At 34.6% G+C, this 20845-nt stretch carries 25 protein-coding genes, 1 pseudogene and 1 riboswitch; of the genes and pseudogenes, 19 read left to right on the plus strand and 7 right to left on the minus strand.

Translation table 11 applies throughout. The features are described 5' to 3' along the window. Window positions 1-30: 30 nt before the first annotated feature. Complete coding sequence (locus tag ACXY7N_RS11600; protein ID WP_000544998.1) at window positions 31-222, minus strand: hypothetical protein; 192 nt, start codon at window positions 220-222, stop codon at window positions 31-33. Between the two features lie 122 nt (window positions 223-344). Continuing rightward, window positions 345-443, plus strand: a riboswitch (SAM riboswitch). 101 nt (window positions 444-544) lie between these two features. Here ACXY7N_RS11600 and ACXY7N_RS11605 point away from each other — a divergent pair. The 4 genes from ACXY7N_RS11605 to ACXY7N_RS11620 all read left to right on the plus strand — a co-directional run bounded on the left by ACXY7N_RS11605 (window position 545) and on the right by ACXY7N_RS11620 (window position 2393). Beyond that, window positions 545-802 carry a hypothetical protein gene (locus ACXY7N_RS11605; protein ID WP_000171478.1) on the plus strand — a complete coding sequence of 86 codons (258 nt, stop codon included), beginning with the start codon at window positions 545-547 and terminating at the stop codon, window positions 800-802. A gap of 204 nt (window positions 803-1006) precedes the next feature. Then, window positions 1007-1444 carry an SWIM zinc finger family protein gene (locus ACXY7N_RS11610; protein WP_116329297.1) on the plus strand — a complete coding sequence of 146 codons (438 nt, stop codon included), beginning with the start codon at window positions 1007-1009 and terminating at the stop codon, window positions 1442-1444. 23 nt (window positions 1445-1467) lie between these two features. Continuing rightward, the gene (locus ACXY7N_RS11615) at window positions 1468-2043 is read left to right on the plus strand and encodes an NAD(P)H-dependent oxidoreductase (RefSeq protein ID WP_016087070.1); all 576 of its coding nucleotides are present in this window, start codon (window positions 1468-1470) and stop codon (window positions 2041-2043) included. Continuing rightward, complete coding sequence (locus ACXY7N_RS11620; protein WP_016087071.1) at window positions 2040-2393, plus strand: hypothetical protein; 354 nt, start codon at window positions 2040-2042, stop codon at window positions 2391-2393. Before ACXY7N_RS11615 ends, ACXY7N_RS11620 begins: the two co-directional genes overlap by 4 nt. A gap of 40 nt (window positions 2394-2433) precedes the next feature. Here ACXY7N_RS11620 and ACXY7N_RS11625 read toward each other — a convergent pair whose 3' ends face one another. Beyond that, window positions 2434-3780 (minus strand): short-chain fatty acid transporter, encoded by a 1347-nt coding sequence (locus ACXY7N_RS11625; RefSeq protein WP_016134996.1) that lies wholly within the window; start codon window positions 3778-3780, stop codon window positions 2434-2436. Window positions 3781-4334: 554 nt separating this feature from the next. Here ACXY7N_RS11625 and ACXY7N_RS11630 point away from each other — a divergent pair. Further along, the gene (locus ACXY7N_RS11630; protein WP_033660097.1) at window positions 4335-4994 is read left to right on the plus strand and encodes a serine/threonine protein kinase; all 660 of its coding nucleotides are present in this window, start codon (window positions 4335-4337) and stop codon (window positions 4992-4994) included. Window positions 4995-5169: 175 nt separating this feature from the next. On the opposite strand, the gene ACXY7N_RS11635 is transcribed toward ACXY7N_RS11630, so the two are convergent. From ACXY7N_RS11635 to ACXY7N_RS11645, 3 genes are all read right to left on the minus strand, one after another. Further along, a complete protein-coding gene (locus ACXY7N_RS11635) occupies window positions 5170-6429 on the minus strand; it encodes a serine hydrolase domain-containing protein (RefSeq protein ID WP_488592416.1) in 1260 nt (419 codons plus the stop codon). A 100-nt stretch (window positions 6430-6529) separates the two neighbouring features. Continuing rightward, on the minus strand, window positions 6530-7729 hold the full coding sequence (locus ACXY7N_RS11640) for an MFS transporter (RefSeq protein ID WP_016087075.1): 1200 nt from the start codon (window positions 7727-7729) through the stop codon (window positions 6530-6532). Between the two features lie 15 nt (window positions 7730-7744). Next, window positions 7745-8161, minus strand: coding sequence for a MarR family winged helix-turn-helix transcriptional regulator (locus ACXY7N_RS11645; RefSeq protein WP_016087076.1), 417 nt, complete (start codon window positions 8159-8161; stop codon window positions 7745-7747). A gap of 174 nt (window positions 8162-8335) precedes the next feature. On the opposite strand from ACXY7N_RS11645, the gene phaZ reads away from it, so the two are divergent. The 4 genes from phaZ to ACXY7N_RS11665 all read left to right on the plus strand — a co-directional run bounded on the left by phaZ (window position 8336) and on the right by ACXY7N_RS11665 (window position 11047). Further along, complete coding sequence (phaZ, locus tag ACXY7N_RS11650; protein ID WP_116329296.1) at window positions 8336-9253, plus strand: intracellular short-chain-length polyhydroxyalkanoate depolymerase; 918 nt, start codon at window positions 8336-8338, stop codon at window positions 9251-9253. Between the two features lie 60 nt (window positions 9254-9313). Next, on the plus strand, window positions 9314-9547 hold the full coding sequence (locus tag ACXY7N_RS11655; RefSeq protein WP_016087078.1) for a hypothetical protein: 234 nt from the start codon (window positions 9314-9316) through the stop codon (window positions 9545-9547). A 119-nt stretch (window positions 9548-9666) separates the two neighbouring features. Continuing rightward, window positions 9667-10863 carry an MFS transporter gene (locus ACXY7N_RS11660; protein ID WP_016134993.1) on the plus strand — a complete coding sequence of 399 codons (1197 nt, stop codon included), beginning with the start codon at window positions 9667-9669 and terminating at the stop codon, window positions 10861-10863. After that, on the plus strand, window positions 10847-11047 hold the full coding sequence (locus ACXY7N_RS11665; RefSeq protein ID WP_000166302.1) for an NETI motif-containing protein: 201 nt from the start codon (window positions 10847-10849) through the stop codon (window positions 11045-11047). The genes ACXY7N_RS11660 and ACXY7N_RS11665 overlap by 17 nt, the downstream gene beginning before the upstream one ends. A 101-nt stretch (window positions 11048-11148) precedes the next feature. Here ACXY7N_RS11665 and ACXY7N_RS11670 read toward each other — a convergent pair whose 3' ends face one another. Further along, complete coding sequence (locus tag ACXY7N_RS11670; protein WP_016087080.1) at window positions 11149-11559, minus strand: DUF4279 domain-containing protein; 411 nt, start codon at window positions 11557-11559, stop codon at window positions 11149-11151. 364 nt (window positions 11560-11923) lie between these two features. Here ACXY7N_RS11670 and ACXY7N_RS11675 point away from each other — a divergent pair. Beyond that, a pseudogene (locus ACXY7N_RS11675) lies at window positions 11924-12372 on the plus strand (VOC family protein). 147 nt (window positions 12373-12519) lie between these two features. Here the strand turns inward: ACXY7N_RS11675 and ACXY7N_RS11680 are convergent. Beyond that, a complete protein-coding gene (locus ACXY7N_RS11680) occupies window positions 12520-13602 on the minus strand; it encodes an S-layer homology domain-containing protein (RefSeq protein WP_116363460.1) in 1083 nt (360 codons plus the stop codon). Between the two features lie 366 nt (window positions 13603-13968). On the opposite strand from ACXY7N_RS11680, the gene ACXY7N_RS11685 reads away from it, so the two are divergent. The 9 genes from ACXY7N_RS11685 to ACXY7N_RS11725 all read left to right on the plus strand — a co-directional run. Beyond that, window positions 13969-14391 (plus strand): hypothetical protein, encoded by a 423-nt coding sequence (locus ACXY7N_RS11685; protein ID WP_116363459.1) that lies wholly within the window; start codon window positions 13969-13971, stop codon window positions 14389-14391. 26 nt (window positions 14392-14417) lie between these two features. Next, on the plus strand, window positions 14418-14723 hold the full coding sequence (locus tag ACXY7N_RS11690) for a WXG100 family type VII secretion target (RefSeq protein ID WP_016087084.1): 306 nt from the start codon (window positions 14418-14420) through the stop codon (window positions 14721-14723). A 22-nt stretch (window positions 14724-14745) separates the two neighbouring features. Then, window positions 14746-15465, plus strand: coding sequence for a DUF5081 family protein (locus tag ACXY7N_RS11695; protein ID WP_098986132.1), 720 nt, complete (start codon window positions 14746-14748; stop codon window positions 15463-15465). Continuing rightward, the gene (locus ACXY7N_RS11700; RefSeq protein ID WP_116363458.1) at window positions 15465-15791 is read left to right on the plus strand and encodes an MFS transporter; all 327 of its coding nucleotides are present in this window, start codon (window positions 15465-15467) and stop codon (window positions 15789-15791) included. Before ACXY7N_RS11695 ends, ACXY7N_RS11700 begins: the two co-directional genes overlap by 1 nt. Window positions 15792-15823: 32 nt before the next feature. After that, window positions 15824-17515 carry a hypothetical protein gene (locus ACXY7N_RS11705; RefSeq protein ID WP_116363457.1) on the plus strand — a complete coding sequence of 564 codons (1692 nt, stop codon included), beginning with the start codon at window positions 15824-15826 and terminating at the stop codon, window positions 17513-17515. Between the two features lie 32 nt (window positions 17516-17547). Further along, window positions 17548-18249, plus strand: coding sequence for an SMI1/KNR4 family protein (locus ACXY7N_RS11710; protein ID WP_098413129.1), 702 nt, complete (start codon window positions 17548-17550; stop codon window positions 18247-18249). 336 nt (window positions 18250-18585) lie between these two features. Then, window positions 18586-19041 (plus strand): hypothetical protein, encoded by a 456-nt coding sequence (locus ACXY7N_RS11715; protein ID WP_142327545.1) that lies wholly within the window; start codon window positions 18586-18588, stop codon window positions 19039-19041. A gap of 14 nt (window positions 19042-19055) precedes the next feature. Further along, the gene (locus tag ACXY7N_RS11720) at window positions 19056-19400 is read left to right on the plus strand and encodes a hypothetical protein (RefSeq protein WP_098486219.1); all 345 of its coding nucleotides are present in this window, start codon (window positions 19056-19058) and stop codon (window positions 19398-19400) included. A gap of 675 nt (window positions 19401-20075) precedes the next feature. Then, window positions 20076-20845 (plus strand): recombinase family protein (locus tag ACXY7N_RS11725; RefSeq protein ID WP_488592417.1); only part of this gene is annotated, 770 nt, incomplete at its 3' end.

The raw sequence follows: 20845 nt of genomic DNA on the forward strand, positions 1-20845 counted from the left end.
AAGCTTCCCATCTTATGATGGGAAGTTTTTTCAATCTTGTTCTAAAATGTGAACCGTGTAATCACAACGTTGAATAGCTTGTTCGATCGCATAAAGGGATTGTTCAATACGTGCGCGATTAAAATCTTTTTCAACGGTCTGTAGCGCTGCTTCTAAACAATGTTTTGCTTCTTGTAATGATTGAAAAGAATCTTGTACATATCCGCGAGCATTTTCGTGCATTTCATACTCCTCCTTGCATATTCATATATGTATAGTATGAACAGGAAGAAAGAAAATATAATTTGTTGTATTTGTTTGACAATTGAAATGAAATTACGTATAGTAAGATTTAAGTGAATATTTTCTTATCCAGAGAGGTGGAGGGACTGGCCCGATGAAACCCAGCAACCGCGATGCAGGTGCTAATTCCAGCAGAACATATTTGTTCTGGGAGATAAGACGAAGATATATACGTAACTTCTTCTTATCGGAGAGGTTTTTTTGTTGTCAAAAAAACCGATTACGAAAATTTATATTAAGAAGAAAGGGGTTGCGAAGTACTGTGACACTCGAAAAATACGTAAAACTGCGTAGTACAGTTTATGAATATATGATAGAGCAAGATAAGCCAATATCATTGTTAGATATTCAAGAACATATCGTTTCGCATCATGAAGGAAAATTCACGAAAAAGATGTTACATCAATTTTATTTATCAAGACTATTAGATGAACTGAAACTGGATGGGAAAATTACATTAGCTGATGAATATCTCTATACTGAAAAAGGGGTATTTTATAAGGCGAGAAAAGGGAGCTAAGCTCTCTTTTTTTGAAGTATGTAGAGTAAAAGACTGCTGAAGCAGCCTGATACAAGGGAATGGTGTTGAGTGTGTAGTGTCAAAGATTGAATGTGCCTGAAAGAGGCACTTCATATCGGCTGCAAATGAAAAGAGACACCTCCGCCGAATAGGTGTCAGTCGTTTTGTCATATAGACTTACTATTTGACAGTTATTAGAATAACATGCAGGGTTTTGGAAGTCAAAAGGGAATTAAAGGAAGAGGTGTTGTTATGTACGCTTACTTATTACATGATATAACGAAATGGATTCCGAAATACATTGTAGATAGAGGATACGAATATTATGAAGATGGACATGTAGAAGATGTTGAAATACACGATAAGAAAGTTTTTGCTTTCGTTACTGGAAATGCAGGAAACTATGAAGTGATTATTGATCTTGAAGATTTTACAGAAAGTAGCTGCGAGTGTCCTTATGAGAATCTTTGCAAGCATATGGCGGCAGTTGTTTATGATATTCAAGGTGCTGGTGAAAGTACGGTAAAAGAGAAACTGAAAGATTTAGAAAAGGAAGAGTTACTTACAGTATTAAATCGTTTATTACAAAGTTCGAAAAACGTACAAATTGTAGAGAAGATGTTAAAGAAGGGGAAACTTTAACTTATAGAGGGAGTTGTTTTGTAGTGAATGTACTAATTGTATACGCTCATCCTAGTCCTTCCAGTTTTAACGCGGCGATTTTAAAGCATGTGCAAAAAGGATTACAAGAAACAAATCATTCGGTTACGGTACTTGATTTATATAAGGAACAATTTGATCCAGTCCTTGTATTTAATGAAGAGAAGAAAAGACGTGATTTAGTAAATGAGGAAGAGACAGCGCGATATAGAAAATTAGTGGAAGAGGCAGATACGCTTCTCTTCATCTATCCGATATGGTGGTGGGGGATGCCTGCTATTTTAAAAGGATTTATTGATCGCATTTTCGTAGCTGGATTTGCTTATAAATATGAAGGTGCCCTGCCGAAAGGATTATTGAACGGAAAGAAAGCGTGGGTTATTAATACGTTGGACTCGCCTTTATGGTACGTCGCATTATTATACCGATCAGCAGATTGGATTATGATGAAGAGAGGCGTTTTACGTTTTTGCGGTATTCGCGATATAAAACGGTCAGTGTTCCAATCAGTGAAAACGAGTAAACTAGAGAAGCGGGAAAAATGGTTAGTACAAATAGAAGAAAAGGCTCGTACATTATGAATGAAATCGATCGTATTCTAAACTGTTGTGGGTATGATAACGAACTTTTGCGAACGTATATTACATGTTTACTTCAATTGAAAAAATGTAGCGAAACATTTCAACAAATGACGATTCAATTAAGAAATGATTATCTAATAAGAGGGATTTGTGAAAGAGAAGTTGATGAGGTGGTAAGAGGAAGTAAAGAATATGAAACATATTTTCTTCCTAAAGCATTACAGTGGAATTTCCTTAAGAACAATCCAGATTTAATTGAAAAAATATGTGAAGACTTTTTTGCATTTGAGGCGTTACATCTTACGGAGATAGAGTGGGAAAGGATTATAAATTGCGTGGGAAATAAATAATTTATTATGTAAAAAAGCTAGTATAAAACTAGCTTTTCATTTAGATAAATAAGAAACATAGACTAATGATAAATCCTGCATATAGTAAGTTCACAACGCAAAATCCCATAATATCACGAGCACCTAAACCAGCTATCGCTAATGCCGGTAATGCCCAGAAAGGTTGAATTAAATTTGTCCAAGCATCACCCCACGCAATTGCCATTGCTGTTTTTGCAGCAGGGACACCAAGTTCAGCACCAGCTGGAATCATAATGGGTGCTTGCACAGCCCATTGACCGCCGCCAGACGGAACGAAAATATTAACGATGCCAGCACTTAAAAAAGTAAAGAGCGGGAAAGTCGTTTCGTTTGAAATGCTAATAAAGAAATTCGAAATAGCTCCTCCAAGTGAAAGTCCTTCACTATTTGCTCCAATCATCATTCCCATAATTCCTGCGTAAAACGGAAATTGAAGTAAAATACCAGAAGCACTTTTCGTAGAGTCCGAAAAAGCGCGAATATATTGAATCGGAGTACGGTGGAAAATAAGTCCAGCAATTAATAACATAAAAATCACGATATCGAGAGTAAGGTTAAAGCCTTTCGTATAAAAGTAATTGAAAATATAAATGAGACCTAACAATCCAACACAAAGTGTAATAATGATGCTATTTTCCATTTTTTCAGCGAACGTATTGTTCCCTACTTCTTGAGCGGCAGCTTCTTCATGAAATACGCTAGGATCTACCGTTATCGTATGTTTTTCATCTGGATGCATCGCTTTATTAATGAGAGGCATCGTAACGAGAAAAATAATAACTGGAACGAGTGCGTATGGTGAAAATAATGTTTCTGTTATTGGAATCGCTTCTTTTATACTTCCCGCTGTCGTTTTAATTAACGTTTCGCCGCCAGTTGCTAACGTAAGAGGAATAGAAGCAGAAAGCCCCGCATGCCAAATGAGAAATCCAGAGTAAGAAGAAGCAATTGCTAGTCTATAATCTAATCCTTCAAGCTGCCTGGCCACTTCTTTTGCATATAAAACAGATACAACAATACCAAATCCCCAGTTTATGTATGCTCCTAGTAAACTTACGATTGAAATGGCAATAATACCTTGTCCATTCGTTTTCGGTAGTCTTGCAGCTTTCGTTAATCCTTTTTTAATAAGAGGAGCATTTGCTAAAGCAGATCCTGTTACGAGTACAAGTGCCATTTGCATAGAAAAGGCGAGTAGTCCCCAAATGCCATTACCCCAGTGATTAATCATTTCCACAGGTGTTTGGTGCGTTGCAAACATGCCGAAGAAGATAACAAAAACAGTTAATAAACATGATAAAATAAACGGTTCTGGCAAGAAACGTTGCACTAAGGCGACGCAACCATTAGTAAAAGAACGAAACAAAATAGATCAACCTCCTAATGTATGTTTATTACAATTATTCGAGGTTATTTGAGTAATACCCTTTAATATATAGAAAATTCAGAAATTTAAGGGTATTGTCATAATGTCTAGGTAGATTGATAATTTATATTGAAATGTTATTTCATTTTGAACTGAAATTGAAAATGATGCTCTATATACAAGGGGAAGAGATGGGAATAGACGAATATGTTTAGGCGTGTTTTAAAATGACTGACCTCCTTTTCTTCTTTGAACAACCTGTATAAGTTGTATATTATTAATAAATGTAATTTGTACACTTTTCGTAACGGTATTTGCTAAGTTTTTGTATAATATAATTATGTGAAGTTAACATAACTTATTGTATCAATAGTATATATTTGCCTAGAATATCCATTTTAAGATTTTGAAGTACGCTCCTAAATGAAAATGTATTTCTCTAAAGTTAGTTACTTAGTGAAGTCTGCTCGTTTTTTTCGTATTAGGGAAGAATGTACTTTTTAACTTGATGGGCATGGGGTGGGACCCCTTGTAGCAAAACCGGAGTGGAAATGATGAGTATAAATATTTTTGTGAGATTGATAAAAGATGAATTATTAAAAGAGGTAAGCATAAGAAGTGAGGATGAATTTGAGCCTGTAGTAGTTAAAGATATTCCTAGACTTTGGAAGTGTTTAGGTACAGGTAATTACGCCGCAGTATTTATGCACAAAGAATACAAAGATTGGGTAGTGAAAGTCTACGCGCGAGAAGGAGAAGGAATTGAAAAAGAGTCAGAAGTATACCGAAGAATCGGAAATCATCCTTCTTATTCGAAGCTTATATATAAAGGAGAAAATTTCATAGTATTAAAACGTTTAAAAGAAATTACCTTATACGATGCTATTCATAAGGGGATTAAAATTCCTAAGCAGGTAATCCTTGATATCAATGGAGCTATAGAGTATGCAAGGAAGCAAGGACTAACTCCTTGTGATGTTCACGGGAAAAATGTGATGATGGAAAACGGAAGGGGATATGTAGTCGATGTATCTGATTTCCTAAAAACAAAAGAAGATAGTAAGTGGAGAGACCTGGAAAAGGCATATTTTGCCTTTTACTTGCCTTTCATTTATAAATTTCCTTTTCCTGTTAAAATACCGTATTTTATGTTAAACATTGTTAGACGTTCGTATAGAACATATAAGAAGCTTAAAAAGAAATTCAAATTGTAAAAGGATCACATACTTATCTTTAGGTTAGATAAGTGAACCACTAGTGTTTTCAAATATATAAAATATTATCACGATAATTAGGGTTTAGGCGTGGCTCAAATAGTAATTCTTTCGGCAACTCCTACTAACCAAGTGCTAATTGGAATGGAATTTGTGTAAATAAAAAAAGCTTCCACTACTGTGGAAGCTTCTCTAAATGATGTGCAATATCGATATACATATTTGAGTAAACTGAATGTATTTCATTACTTGGCGTAGCGTTAGAAGAGAAGTGAACAATGACCATATTTGCTTTCGGATCGATGTAAAGTGTCTGTCCATAACTACCTAACACTTCGAAAGCACCTTGTTCATTGTGCGGAATCCACCATTGATTATGATAAGAAATGGAAGCTCCAGGGCCAACTGCAAGTTCACCTTCTTGGACATTTTTTATATCTTCAGTAATAGAAGAAGGGAGAATTTGTTTTCCGTTATATTCCCCGTTGTTTAATAGTAATTGCCCGAATCTAGCCATATCTCTAGCAGTTGCATTTAAGCCAGCGCTTGCTTGCTCTATCTTCGTTTCATCTGTAACGTAATACGCGTTTTCTTCCATACCAATTTGAGACCAAATTCGTTCACTAACATTTTCCGCTAATGATTTACCTGTGATCTTTCGAATCACCCAAGCGAGTGTTTCAGCTGATCCGTTATCGTAAGAAAAATCGGAACCAGGCGGTGCAGTTTCTTCTGCTTCTCGTAACATATCATAAATTTTCATCGGACCGTCGTAGTTTTTACCTCTAGGTAAAATATTGCTCGCTAAATATAGTTGTGCATCTTGATTTTCTAACGCTGGATGTTCATATCCGTGAGTAGGGTATTCTACAGAAACTTGCATATCCAATAATTGCTGAAGCGAGGCATTACCAAACGGTGTATTTTTTAATTCTTTTATATATGCGTCAGCTGTTTTTTCTAAGTCAATACGGTTTTCTTCAGCGAGAGATTGTATCATTGCTCCGGTAAAAACCTTTGCTAATGATGCCATGCCATGAGGTTCACTCTCGTTATATCCATTGAAATATCGTTCATAAACAAGTTGTCCATTATGTACAACAACAAAAGCATCCGTTTTGTTATCGTCCAAAAGTTTTTTTAGAGGAGTTGTATTTCCAAACATACGCTCCACGGCAAAATCATCTAAGTTTTGCAACGCGGTAGAGAAGTGGGAAACTTGATCCGGGTTATGATTTACCTCGTTAATTAAAGTGAATTCTTTCATATGTGTATACGACCAACGTAAGTATGGATCATCTAACCAATTTTTCTTCGTCACGTTATGTTTTGATGGGGTTGTTTTATTATGTTTGAAGTATGTAAAACCGAGCCCTGTAATTACAAAAATGAATGTGATTATGAGTAAGAGTAGGGGAGATTTTTTAAATTTCATAGAGGTCCCTCCTTTTTATTTCTATTATAAGTATACGCTTCTATTAAAAGAAATACAAAATAAGGAAAGTAAACGGGGAAGTTTACTTTCCTTATTCCTGTTAAGCGGAAACTTTTCCGTCTGTATGTTGTTTCTTGAATTTTTGTTTTCGTCCATGTAATCCATAATAGAGAAGTAAAGTGAACGCAACGATAATAGCTGCGATGAAATACATATTATGGTAACTTGATTTCGCTGCGACGATACCTAAAATGAAAGAACCAAATCCAATACCACTATCAAAGAATGAGAAGTACGTAGCTGTTGCAGAACCACGTCGATGATTTGGAGCGGCAGAAATTGCAATCGTTTGGAAGCTAGGAATTAATGTCCCGTAGCCTAAACCGATTAGCATACCTGCGCCAAGGAACCAAAATGAAGTTTGTGCTTGGCTTAAAATAAACATCCCAATGGTGAAAATAATGATAGCAGGGTAAACAAGTACATTTTCACCAAAGCGATCAAAAATCTTTCCTGTAAATGGACGAGAAATTACAACAACAAGTGCGTATACAATAAAGAAGTAACTAGCAACTTCTCCTAAACCGATCTCTTTCGCATAAATAGGAATAAAGGATAAAATGCCACTATAAGAAAAGGCTAAAACAAATCCTGTCAGAGCGATCGGAATAGAGGATGGTTCAATTAAGTCCTTCCATTTCATTTTTTCTCGTTTTTGTTTCTTCACTGGTGCTTCATGCGGAATATTTACAAGTAGTCCTAATAAAAATGCAAGCAATGAAAATACGGAACAAACGATAAATAGTACAGTAAATGAAAAATGAGAGATAATTGTTAAACCTAAAAAAGGACCGATTACCATCGGCAGACTCATGAATACGCCGAAATAGGCAAGTGCTTCGCCGCGTCTATGAGCTGGCGCAACATCTGTGACAATCGTACCAGTTGCTGTCGTTGCCATACCGAACCCAATACCATGTAAGAAGCGAAGGGCAAGTAATAAAAATAAACTTTGCGCACCGAAATACATAACAGTAGCAGCTAAAAATAATGAAAGTGAAATAAATAATATTTTCTTTCTTCCTAAATCATCGAGCCATTTACCTGTAAATGGTCTACATAAAACAGATGAAATAAGAAAAACAGTTGCAACTAAACCAATTTCCTCAGGTTTTCCTTTTAGGTTGTCTATAACGTAGACGGGCAGAGTAGTCATAAGCATGTAAAATGTTAAGAAGAGAAATAGACTACTAAAACAAGTTCCGAGGAAATCCTTCGTCCAAAGTTTTTCACTTTGCATCGTCATCCCTCCAATTTAATCTAAATTTTTAATGATTTGTTGTAACACTTGAAATGCTTGATGTAACTCATCTTCGTTAATACCATCTAGCGTTTTTTCTTCGAAAGTATCAACTTCTTCTTGCCATACAGGTATCATCTTTAATGCTGTATCAGACAATGAAATAAGCTTTTCACGGCGATCTTTTCCTTCTGTACGAATAATCCAGCCCATCGTTTCCATACGTGTTAACGTGCGAGTCATCGTTGGTGATTCAACATTTAAATACTGGCATAATTCTGTTTGCGTACAAGAACCGGTTTGATTAATGCGGAAAATAACAGCCCATTGCGCACTAAATAACCCAGTTGGAGATACGCGTTCATTAAATTTCTTTGTGAATTTTCGAGAAGTTTGGCTGACAATGTGAAAAAAATGTTGTTTTTCGTCCATGTATTTTGATCCTTTCAAATTAGTTACCTAGCTAACTATATACTTTTTTATTATAATTGTCTAGTAATAGACATGTTGATTCATGTAAAAATTTTGTATAGGTTTTATATTGAGAACATACATTCTGTATGTTATTCTTTAAGTAAGTAAAGAATTTTCTTTCTATTAAAAAGAATGGGGGAACTTGTGATGATTAAGCCTGCAACAATGGAGTTTGTTTCACTATCGAACGGAGAAACGATTGCGTATCAGGAAGTTGGAAGGCAAAATACAGAAATTCTTGTACTCATTCACGGGAACATGACATCGTCACAACACTGGGATTTAGTTATTGAAAAGCTACAAGATCAATACCATATTTACGCTCTTGATTTAAGAGGGTTTGGACAATCAACATATAATAAGTCGATAGATTCAATACAAGACTTTGCAGAAGATCTAAAACTAGTTATTGATCAATTAAAATTAGAGAAATTTTCATTAATGGGCTGGTCAATGGGCGGTGGTGTTGCGATGCAATTTACAGCGAATCATCCAACGTTTGTTGAAAAGTTAATTTTAGTAGAATCAGTGGGCATGAAAGGATATCCGATTTTTAAAAAGGATATAAACGGGCAACCAATCGTATCAAGCTTAGTAAAGACGAAAGAAGAAATCGCGCAAGACCCCGTACAAATTGCTCCAGTACTAGATGCGATAAAAAACATGAATAAATTATATTACCGTACAGTATGGAATTTATTAATATATACACATAATCAACCTGAACCGGATCGTTATGAAAAGTATTTAGACGATATGTTAACGCAGCGTAATTTCGTAGATGTGAATTATGCGCTCATTACATTTAATATTTCGGATGAACATAACGGGGTTGTAGAGGGAAATAAACAAATTCATCGTATTAAAGCTCCGACACTCGTCATACAAGGTGACAGAGATTATGTCGTACCGCAAGTAGTCGGTGAGGAATTAGCAAAATATTTGCCAAATGCAGAGTTAAAAGTGTTAGAAGATTGCGGTCATTCGCCGTTTATTGATTGTTTAGATGTGTTTATAAAGCATGTAGAGGATTGGTTAGAACAGAAATAATCCCCGAAATGAAACGTATTGCATATACTATAACATTGTAGGTAAAAGGGGAGATTATCAATGCATCATCCGTTCTTAATTGCGCATTCGCCATATAATCATCACTTATATACAAAAATAATGATAGCTCCGCTGTATATGCAAGTTTCACCAGCTGTAGTTCCTTTACAACTGCAATATCCGCAGCCACCAATCGCTAGTGCACAGCAATACGCGTATGAAACTGCTTTTTATAAACATCCGTATTTCAAGCAATTCCATAACAATGTGAAAGCACAAGTTTGGGAAGGTTAAGAAGCTGAAAGGTTCATTCTTTTGGCTTCTTTTTTATTATGAATATTCGTACACGCATTTGAAGAAACAGTTTATAATGAAAAGTGGAAAGCGTGAGAAGGAGGGGGAGAGGGAAAGGAATGTCGATGCGTTTTACTTTTTGGATTATGGTTGGAATTGTAGCAATCTCGGGTTTGTCACAAGGGATGCTCTTACCTGCCATTGCAATGATTTTTGAACAAGAAGGGGTTAGTTCAAGTATTAACGGTATTCATGCGACGGCATTATATATTGGGATATTAGTTATTTCACCGTTTCTTGAAAAACCGATGCAAAAGTTTGGAATGAAGCCAATTATCGTCATTGGTGGGTTTCTCGTTATTATTTCATTATTCTTTTTTACACAAACATTTTCGTTTTGGGTATGGTTTATCCTTAGATTTCTAGTTGGAGTCGGAGATCATATGCTTCATGTCGGAACACAAACGTGGATCACGACAACATCGGACCCAAGTAAAATAGGTAGACAAGTATCGATATACGGTGTATTCTTCGGAATCGGTTTTGCTGTTGGTCCGTATTTAGCGAGCACTGTTCAATACGGCCTTGCGACGCCGTTTATGATATCTACGATACTTTGTTTAATAGGATGGCTTTTACTATTACCAACGAAAAATGCATTCCCAGCACAAGATGAAAGAGAAGTGAAAAGTGAATCATCATTTTCTCGTTATAAACAAGTTGTTGGATTAGGATGGATTGCACTGCTGGGACCACTTGCATATGGCGTACTGGAAGCAATGTTAAACAGTAACTTACCAGTATACGCGCTTCGAAAAGGATGGTCTGTTTCAGAAGTATCCTTCTTATTACCAGCGTTTGCAGTTGGGGGCATCATTACACAAATTCCGCTCGGTATATTAAGTGATAAATACGGAAGAGACCGTATATTAACATGGACGTTTAGCATAAGTACGGGTATTTTCTTGCTTGCAGCCGTATTTGATCAATATTACTGGATCGTCTTTGCTTGCATGTTGTTAGCTGGTATGGTCATTGGATCGTGCTTCTCTTTAGGGCTTGGATTTATGACTGATTTATTACCGAGACACTTACTACCAGCGGGTAATATATTATCTGGAATCGCCTTTAGTTTAGGAAGTATTATGGGGCCTGTATTAGGAGGCTTATTTATAGAAAAAATACAGTATACAAGCTTTTTCATTGCGGTTATGATTATAATAGGAACTCTCGCAATGGTATATATGATCTATATGAAGAATCAATTCGCATCAAGAAAAATAGAAAGTAGGTTAGGGCATGACAAAACAACCTAATAAAAAGAAATTTGAAGTACTTGAAAATGAAACAATTACAGACTGCTTAGCACGTATGGAACAAGAAGGATACGCACCGTCTCGTCGTATGGAAGAGCCAATCTTTCATGAAGTGAAGAAAGATGGCAAAACAGAAGTTGAACCGTGCGGTAGAAAAATTGTCTTTGAGGGGAAATTGAAGTAATACGCTATATAAAAAGAATTTGCTTTTGGGTACAAGCAAGATAAAACATATAGTCACATAAAAAAACGCTGTTGATTTCAATATCAATAGCGTTTTTGTTTTTAGTGAATATATAGATCAAAATGAATTTCTGCTTGAATAAAACTAGCAAAATCAATAATCTCTTTTTGTAAATACATTGCAGGTGATTCGTTATTCTCCACTTGAATTACTACCATAAAAAGAAACTGTAAACCATACTTCTTCTTGAGATGTTTTAATTGCTCTGTTTTTCCTTCAAGAGATTGTAGAATAACATGTAACTGATTATTTATATCGTATGATTCTTGATAGCCAGTGCTTAAAGTCCAATCCGTCTCTTTTCTATATAGGGTTTTGGTGGATACAAGATTCGGATTATCACGTCTTGCAACAACATCATCTTTTTTATAAGTTCTTGTAGGCTCGATACGTAGGGCATTGGTAATTGCTTCAACAGGAAATACATCACCCGTTGCACTAAAATAAGCCATAACTTTGGTTTTATCCAGAATGGTTCCTCCTCTTATTAGTAAGATGTTAATCTTATTACATTATAAAAATTTATGAATGTAAATAGAATTTTTACCCTGCTATTTGTGGGCAGTAAAGCTTCTAATGGGAGGAAAGAAGGTGAGAGTCAATTTTCCATAAAAGCATGATTAGTGTGGGGGAATAAAACCTCACTAGTTTCATTGTATTGAACTCCAGCGTTGGGGTATTCGTTAAAGCTGGATACCTATACATTTGAAGGAAAGAACAATGATACAAAAGTAGGATGCTTAAAAATATAAATATTTGTATGATAAAAACAAAATATATTTTAAAAATCAGAATGTAGAGGAGGGAAAATATAATATGATACAAAGCATATATGAAACTCATTTACATGTAAGAAATTTAGAAAAGGCGATAGATTTCTATCAAAATAAGTTAGGTTTAACATTAGCAAAAAGACTATCGAAAAGACGAGTTGCGTTCTTTTGGGTAGGAGAAAATAAAAACAAATGCTCGGATTATGGGAAGTACATAGTAATGAAGATTTTAAGACGAAACACTTCGCTTTTCGTGTAGATTTAGAGTTTTTAAAGGGTTCCAAATTATGGTTAGAGAAGTGTGGAATAGAGGTAGTAGGGAGTCAGGGGAAAGGAAATGAAGAGCCAATTGTCCAAAGGTGGATGCCAGCTGCAAGCGTATATTTTCTAGATTGTGATGGAAATAAATTAGAGTTTATTTCTATACTAGATGATGATCCAGATGAATTTGAATATGCAACGTATTTAAGTGAATGGAATGCGGAGCACTAAGAAAAATAAAGTGGAACTTTAATCAGTAGTAGTTTTACAGCTTTGTATTATGTTAAATAGGTAGGAACAAAATAAAATCCTTCAAGAAAAGGCACGTTCTTGAAGGATTTTTTTATGCTTTATATATTGTATATTGCTTGTAACGTATTAATGATGTTCACTTTTAGATATTTCAGCACGTTGAATATAACCATCAGAGAAGCTGAAATAAAGAGAATAGCTACCTCGATTATATATAAAGCCTTCACTAGTCATATCCTCTCCGATTCCATCTGGTTCACCAAACCACTCTTTTAATTCATTGATAGAGATATCCATTTTTACCCATATATATCTAGCGTCCGAAGGGTACATGTCAATATTATAATCTCCGTATACCGCTGTATTAGGTGCATCACATTCTGTACATGGTGCTTGCTTCCAAACATCAGGTACTCCAAATTCTTTTTTCACCTCAGATATATCTTTACCCAATGCATTTAATTTAAATGGACCAAACGTCCCATCTTGTAAAGCTGTTGTTAACATTTGTTTCATTTCTTCTTTTGTATTGATGTTGAAATTATAATCTCTGTTTTTTGCTATTGCATTATAGAAAAATTGTGCATACTCCTCACGTTTCACAAGCATGTTGCCATTGTAATTACCTGCCTCATCACCGTAGGATATTCGGTTACTACGTAGCGTATTTACAAATTCATAGGCCCAATGATCTTGAGGTACATCTTTAAAGTTACTTTGTCCTTTGGATTGTAATTGAAATGCTTTTTGTAATACTACTGCCATTTCATACCGAGTTAATGCATCATCTGGACGAAAAGCACCTGTTCCATCACCTGTCATAATTCCAGCCTGTACAATAGCTTTAATATCCTTTTCAAACATATGATTTTTAATATCGTTAAACATATTGCTCTGTTCATTATTTGCTGTTAAACCTAAATGACGAGCGATTAAAGAAGTTACCTGGCCTCTAGTAATATGATCCCCAAAACCAAATTTTCCATTTCCATATCCGTTAAAAAGTCCTGCTGCTGCTAAGTAATCAATAGCATCTTTTGACCAGTGGTCCTTTGGTACATCTGTAAATACAGTGTTCATATTGCCAACTACTTTATAGTTATTCGTAGTTGTTTGTGCGTTTGCTGTGCCTACCAGCATTGTAGTTGCTAGTGCTGTGGTGATTACGAACCCGAAAATTTTTTTAGCTTTGCTTGTTTTCTTGCCCATTTGAGAAAGCCTCCCCAGTTTAATTTAACTTTATTAAATATACGTATTACACATATACATTTAATACAATTAAATGTATACATCGCAATTATAACATGTAAATGATGATTATTTGTCATTAATTCACTTAATGTGGATAAAATTCCAATGACCTATATAAAACTATAATTTTTAGATGATAAATATTCATTGCTATTTAATTGAAGAAAAATGCGAAAGCTTTTTATAAAATATGGAAATGTTAAAACCCCTTTGATAAAATAGCAATATGCAAAAATAATTATTTATAAATTCTCAATGTAATGAATATTCATGTTTAAATATACGAATTTAACTACGTAGTTATTGTGCTAAAGGGGGAGAAATATGTTAGATGAATTGTACAATGCCTTTTTAAATGCGTCTGGTTTTACAGAAAGTGCGAGGAAACGAGATCGATATGATGATTTACATGATTATTTAAAAGATCAAGAAAGAGAGTTGAAGCAATACATTCAAGAGGCTGAATCAGCGAAGAGAGATTATGAGAGTAAAAGTAATGGCTTAGAAGCTAATAAAATTCCGGCAGTTGAATTTGAACAAAAACGTCATGAAAAGGATGAAGAATTAAATACATTAGTATCCTATTTTAAAAGTGCATTAAGCGATGTTGGATCTGCAAAAAGTACAGCTTATGCAAAGTATTTGGAATATAAAGCAAAAGCAGAAGCGGAGAAAGCGTCAGCATACGCTGCAGCGACCAAGGCTTTTGAAGAAAAGAAAAAGGAAATTGAAAAACTTATCCATTAAGTATAGAAAGAATGGAGGGAATCCACATGAGTGGCAAAGAGGTTGAAATTATAGGAAGTAACACAGCAAGTGCCATTTCTTACGCGCAAAATATTGAAAATGGTATGAAGGATTCTTTAAATCAAGCGAAAAACTTAAAAGCATACGTTACATGTGCGAACTGGAATGGAAAAACGAGAGATGCCTTTTTAAGTTATCTAGATTTAATTATTCAATATAATTCAGAAATGGTAGAGGCATTTGAAGGACATACGAAAGCTTTGAAAGAGTTAGAGAAAAGTATTCAAACGTACGGCGATATATCGGAAGTAAGGGCGATAAAACAATTGTGATGGAGAAATGAGGGATAAAAGAATGGGGAAAGAAATGAACTTTGCACCTGCTGAATTATATGTTCTCGCAGGTGCAGCTGGGGTTACCGATATATTTGGATTGCCAAACCGTGACGCAATTATTTTACTTGATGAAGAATGTGTCACGAAAGCAACTACGAGTTTAAAAGAAAAAGGCTTACTTACAAGTGAAAATGGAATTACCCCTGCAGCTTTTCAAATAATTGAGCTATTAAAGGAATATGAAAATTGTCATGAATACACGAGAATGAATAATGTATTAATTGGCTTTTTAAAAGAGGATAAAGACCGAGTGGCTGTATTAACAGAAATAGAACCAAATAAAAAATACGAGATCGACTACATACCAAAGCCAGACGTATATTTTTCCTTATTAACACGCATCCCTTTCTTATTGAGAGAACCGAGGGAAATAGAAGATACATTTTTCTCAAAGAGAATGACAGAAGAAGAACAACAAACATTTGAGGAAAAAGATTTATCAAATAAAGATGTTATAGCGATAGAAACGTATACGAGGCCTCGGAGTAATAGAGGAGGAAAATGGGAATGTTTTTTATATTTCACTGAAGGAGAAGATTTCGTTCAAATAGATGTAGAATGTAATCGATATGACTGGGTGAGTCTCTATGCGGTAAATAAGAAATTGTATGACGTGTTAAAAATGCCGTATAAAAAATTAATTGACCCGAGACAATTCTCGTTAGGAGGTATTGAATAATGCAAGTATCAATGGGAGATAGTGGTTCTGGTGGTGGAGAAGAAGTATTAGTTAATTTTCAAGAACTACTTGATATAGTAATGAAATTAGAAGATATATATAAAATCCATGTAGACGTCATTGGAACGAATATTGAGAGTTTATTAAGCAGTGATTTTTATCAAAAAGGTGAAGCGATGAGAGTAATTGAAAAATATCCTGATATATTACACAAAACACTTGAATTGGCTGAACACTATTCGAGGTCGGCGACAGTTGTAGGGAATGTATGCGTGGAAATGCTTGAAAAGGACGAACAATTACGTGAAAGATTAAGTAAGTTGTAGAAATCACCATACGGCTGGGGGATGAAAACGAAATGGATGTGAAATATAGACCTGAACCATGGCAAAACATGGGGGATGGTATGAATCGAATTACAAAAGATGCGCTCATAAAATTACGGCACGCAAATGAATTATTGAAAAAAATTGATGGAAGAATACGAGATTTAGACTCAGATGGTAGTATACATTTTAACCCAAAAGATCAATCGCAAAAAATAGGGGAATTACTTGATAGCTATTCGACATTACAAAAATATTGCGGAGAAGCAGGGCGATTGGTGTCTGAACATATAGATAAACCTTTTTTAGTAGAAATGGATAAATTCGCTCAAAAAATAAGAGATACATCTATTCTTAGTTTCGAAACAAATAACAGAATTGGCTCTACAACAACGACAGTATTACCAGATGCGCACGCAGGGTACGGAAATGTACCACAAACAATACAGAAGAAAGATAAAATAACAGTAGAAGATATTTTTAAAGATTCACCCGCATTTGATAACGTACTGAGAGAGGAATACAAAGAACTAAAAAAACAAAATCCAGATGCAAAACTAAATTATGAAGAATACAAGAAAGTAGTCCCATCCACACGAGGATTCGAATACAAATCGATAGAAGATGAACAGAAAAAACTAGAAATGGTGCGAGACATAGGAATAGGCTTAGGAATCATCATCACAACAATCCTTTGCCCACCACTTGGGACCGCTGCCGCAGTTGTATACGGCGCTGTACAAATAAAAAGCGGTATCGACGGAGAAGACTGGGGAACACACCGGAAATTGAGCCAAGAAGAGCGGGTAGGAAACATCATTTTTGGCGGATTAGATGCAATCCCAGTTGTTGGAGCAGTAGGAAAAGGAGTAAAAGCATTCAAAGGCACGAATGAATTAGCTGATTTAGCGAAATTATTAAAATTCAAAGAAGGAATGCCTGGTTTTAATCCAAATTTGGGTAAAAATGTGGTACAATCGCTTAAGGAAAATAATCTATTAAAAAATTTAAAAATACAAGGCTGGAAAACCGTAGATAAGATTAATGATGCGGACTATTTCATTAAAGGTTTAGTAGCAAAAGGTGTGGACGAAACAACCGCCTTCATTAGAGGTGAAGAAGTATTACTTGATGGAAGCGTACGTAGATATGGTGGAACGAACTTCAGTGAAAGCGTAAAAGAAGCCCATGATTCCTCAAAGGCGAGCATTCAGAGTAGGATCTCGAATTTGGAGAGTGGTGGGGTTAAGGGTACGGGTGAAAGTGGAATTCCTCCTAGGTACGGTGAGAGAAAGATTACAGATGAAGAATATGAAGCATTAAGAAAAAAAACACCGACAGCAAAAATAAGAAAACAAGTAAATAAAGGCCACAATAAAAAGATAGAAACGGAAGATCAAGCTCTTCCTGGAAAAACTTTTATAGGTTCACTAGAAGCAGATCATATTGTGTCTATGGACAGAATTGCAAGTATGGAGGGTTTTGGTAATTTAACAGAAAAACAACAGTTAGAAGTATTAAATAACCCGGAAAACTTTACAGGATTAAGTAAATCTGCAAACACTTCAAAGCAATCTAAATCGTATGGAGAATGGACACATTATAAAAAGGGAACACCAGATGAGATAGAAGTTAGTCCTGACTTTAGGAGCAAGATGTTTACAAGAGAAAAACAACTTGAAAGAATATTGCAAAAACAAATTGATGATTTTAACAAAGAATAATATAAAATAATATTAAAAAGGATGGGGAAAAAATGAGTTCTAAGTTAGATATATTAAGAGAGTATAATGAAGATATTCAATTGATTAATGCAAATGAATTTAAGAATATAAACTTATCTTTAATTCCTGATTTATGGGTGGAAGTATTTAGTGAACAGGATAGAGAAAAGAGAATCAAGAAAATTTTAAGTATATGGAAAAAATATGTAGATAATAATTTATCTAATACTATTGCTTACTTATCAGAATACCTTGAGGATATTGAACTGATGGTAAGTGAGGACACCTATTCAATCTTGTATACAATAAAAAATCAAGGTGGAGAAGATTTATATTATGAAGGAAGAAATCCTAAAGATAGTTTTAATAATGAGGAATTAGAATCTTCATGGAGAGAAATTCCTGAATCTATTAGGGACTTTTACGAAAATGTTCATAATGGATTTTATGATTACACAAGTGAATCAATGGGATTGATGCCATTAGAAGCTATAACTTACTTTGGGGATGATGACTTAGAGTGGGGGATTATAGATGAATTGGAAGAACCTATAAGGATTAATTTAAAAACATCTTTTGGATTCTTTAGTAATGGTATGGGGAGCTACATAGCTATAGATTATGAAAATTGTAAGAATAACAATGCTACTTTTTGGTCAGCTAAGAGCCAGCCTAAATATAATGTTCACTTTTGGAATTTTGTAGATGAATGGATTGTTATCGGTTTTGAATAAAAGGTTTTTAAAATTTTGATACAAAGTCTATAAACTTAAAGAGATTTTTAGGTTTAGAAACCAAAAAGGAAGGCCAGGAATTATTCGTGGCCTTCCTTTTTGGTTACTTGCATTTTTACATTTTCAATTTTACTTTCAAGATACTCGAAGTTTTGCATTACTTTGTTCTCTAAGCTAGCATAACTAAATTGAACTTTTTAAAGGGTAGTAGCAATACCTTCTAATTGTTCTGTATTCTTTTCTAAGTTTATGAACAATTCTATTTCTCGTCTATCTGAACGTTTGCGTTCTTCTACTAGTAGTTTGTAATGAATACCTCTTTCTTCTTTTATGTTTTTGGTTAAGGGTACGGGAAATTCTAAGTACACAACTAAAATAAAATGGGGAATCAATGATATAGAAGCAAGGCCATATGGAAAGGGATATTGGGGAAAAAGAATACCTCAAAAAAATCCAAGAGTTGATGAATTTGAGTTAAAGATAAACCCAAGTGATGAAAGTTTCTATTTACCACATCCTAAGGGTGGATTTGTACAATTTGAAAATTTAGCTGGAGATATAGTTCAAGATGGTAAATTAATAATTAAACAAAAATCATTTTATCATGTAGAAGAAATGCCTAAGTTTGCACAAGATAAGGTGATTCAAGAAGCATTAAGACAGATTGATGCTGCTAAAGTAGCGGAATATAAAGTTGAATGGTTAGTATCTGAAGAAAAAGCTGTAGAACAACTAAAAAGGTTATTTAAGAGAATGGATATTGATATAGAAGTGAAGTATTATCCAGAATAGAAAGGGGTAGCATTATGAAAATAATAAGTGAATTAGAATTGAAGAAAATGATTGAACTAGAAAAAGATAGCTTAGTCGTTAGAAAGGATATTAGTGATGAAAAACTAAAGAGATTTTTAAGTTATTATGAATTCTTTACTAATAATGTAATAGATTTAGTGGAAAAAGAAGATAAAAATACCATATTGTACAGTAAATATTATTGGTATACAAAATATAAGAAAAGATATTTTGAAGTTTATGGATATGATGCTGGTATTGAACAAGAAGGGTTTAAGTTGTTAGAAGAACTTGAAAATGAGTTGGAAGACGGTATTGATTGGGTAATAATACAGGACATTGAAGAGAGTGAAAAATAAAACTAACTGTTTGTCTTTATATATGAGAACGACTAAGCTTGTGATGCTAAAATTAAATGTGCATAAGTATACAGAAACGAATACTAAAGTATATTTGCATTTGACTTAAAAATAATAAGGCATTTGAAAATAAGTACTTCATGATGGTTGTACCATCATAGAGTACTGTGTGCAATGATAGAATAGAAAACGAAGTACGAGCTTAGGCGAGATGACATTTTACTGTGCGACGAATATAAAGACATGGAATGGACATAAAACTAACGAACTCGTAAAAACTCGTAAGTTTTAACGTAGGAGTTGTCATGACATATAAAAGGTGTCATACTGTTGTTATAAAACTTACAAATTTATGCTACTTAAAAACATATGAACTTAAAGCACTTGATTGTCTATGAAAGGCAACAAGTGCTTTTTTTGCGTTTTAGCGTAGAAATTTAAAAGAGCACTATAATTTTATAAGTGCATTAAGTGTTAAATTTTTATTGTTGTTTTATAGATTGTAATGGCTATGTACAGTGTACGACGATAGTAGAGGGAAAAATAAAGGGTTGTATTATTTTTTGAAGTCATCGTAAAGTACGTTTTAACGGATGGACGTTATGCACACGTTATCCGCAAAAAACGGGTAAACGTTACAGGGATTGTAATTGCTGTAACGGGAGGGAGTTTGATATGGGGGAGAAAGTTGTTGGTTATGTACGAGTTTCAACGGAAGGACAAGTGCGTGAAGGATACAGCTTAACGTATCAAGCAGAAGAAATTGAACGGTACTGTAACGAGAATGAACTACAACTGCTTCACATATACAAAGATAAAGGAATTAGTGGAGCGACAGTAGATGAAGATGGATTAACAGTTGAACGTGAAGGTTTACAAGAATTATTGTCAGATATGGCATATCAACAAGTGAAGCACGTGATTGTACTTAATACATCTCGGTTATGGCGCTCAGACATGGCGAAAGTACTGATACAACGAGAGCTAAAGAAACATGAGGTTGATGTAAAAGCAATTGAACAACCAAATTACAGTATATACACACATGACCCGAATGACTTTTTAGTAAATGGCATGTTAGAACTACTAGACCAATATCAACGTCTCGAGATTGCATTAAAGCTAAGTCGAGGTAGAAAGAAGAAAGCGGAACAAGGTGGATATGCAGGTGGCGGTGTGATGTTTGGTTATAGAGTAAAGAAAGGACAAAAAGTGTTAGAAGTAGATGCAGAAAAAGCAGCGGTTGTGCGTAGGCTATTTGAATTACGACACTTTTTTAGGCATTGGTCACTGACTCAATTGGCAGAACGACTGAATATAGAAGGCTATTGTACAGAGAAAGGAAAGTTGTTTACGAAAGTACAAGTGAAACGCATGTTAGACCGAGAGAGCTTTTATCGAGGGATATATACATATGGACAAATACAAGCAAATGGGAAACATCC

This window comes from Bacillus sp. 5w2 (assembly GCF_054353775.1).